This window comes from Streptomyces sp. NPDC059456 (genome assembly GCF_042750055.1).
Taxonomy (GTDB): domain Bacteria; phylum Actinomycetota; class Actinomycetes; order Streptomycetales; family Streptomycetaceae; genus Streptomyces.
The window spans coordinates 1-1,183 of sequence record NZ_JBHYVA010000663.1; the positions used below are offsets into that span (position 1 = coordinate 1).

1 protein-coding gene is annotated in these 1,183 nt (G+C 74.1%); it reads left to right on the forward strand.

Annotated elements, in window-relative coordinates:
- Positions 1-717: 717 nt before the first annotated feature.
- The coding region (locus ACFXA3_RS35840) for a hypothetical protein (RefSeq protein WP_385194147.1) at positions 718-1,183 on the forward strand (466 nt) is incomplete at its 3' end.

A 1,183-nucleotide genomic window follows, 5' to 3' on the forward strand; every position in this document is an offset into this window, starting at 1 on the left:
CCTCACCGCCGAGGACACCCCCGGCGGCGGCCTCACCATGGTCATCACCCTCCCCACAACGGGTGACGCCCCTCCGGTATCGCCGGAGCTCCCGACGTCCGCGGTCACCTGACGACGGGGCGACCGCCAACCGGACCGCGGCCCGACGATCGCCGCGGGCGCGGCACCGTGGCGCCGTGAGCGCGGGATGGCGAGAGAAACACGCGAGCCGTCCGGCCCCGGTATCCGCAACCGGAGAGCCGGACGGCTCAGGTGTTGTGCGACGGGTGACCGACACGCGGTCGCACGGGCCCGTACCCCCACGGTGGGACCATGCGCTTCCTCGGGCGGTGTTCAGGTCACCGCCCTTCGGCCGCGTGCCGCCGGTCCGTCGTCCGGCTCCGTCGCCACACCAGTCTGCGCCTGGCCGACGGCCCTGGCGGTACCCCTTGACGGGTTCCTTCCGCATGGAAGTCGATCTTTGACGCTGCCCTGACGGACGGGCATCAGGAGGCCTTCAGGGCTCGTGACCTCGGCCTCGCCCTGGCCCGGGGACTCACCGGAGCGTTCTTCCTCGCCCCCGCAGCGCCGTGCGCCACGCCGCCGCCCCGAGGGGGTGCGGAAACCGCTGCCCGACGTCGACGCACACCGCGCGGACCGCCAAGATGACGTAGCCATCACATCAGCGGTGCGTCAGGGTCCGGCTCCAAGGCCTCTACCAGCCCTAACGTCGCTCTCATGGGACGACGATCCACTCAGGCCTCGACCGGCGGACACAGCGCACACGACACCGAAGCGGTACGTCCCGGACCCTGCGCGCACGACGTCCACTGGGCCGGCGAGAGGCGCGCGGCGGTCGCTGTCGCCCTCCTCCTGTTCACGGCCCTGTGCACCGTGGACGCCGGTTCCGGAAGGCTCGACGTGATGCGCGGCGTCCTCTGGACCGGCCTGGCCGGCCTCCTCTTCGTCGTCTTGCTGCCGCACCGGGTGTGCGTACGCCCCGGTCTGCTGAGCGCGCGCGGGCTGCTGACGACGCACACGGTCCGTACCGACTCGCTCGTCTCGGTCCGCTGGTCGGACGGGGTGGACCAGCGGGTGATCCTCCGGGACACGGAGGAGGGGGGGGGGGGGGGGCGCGGCGCGCCCCCGCCGCGGCGCCACCCCCCCCCCCCACGGCCCCCCCCCCCCCCCCCCCCCCCCCCCC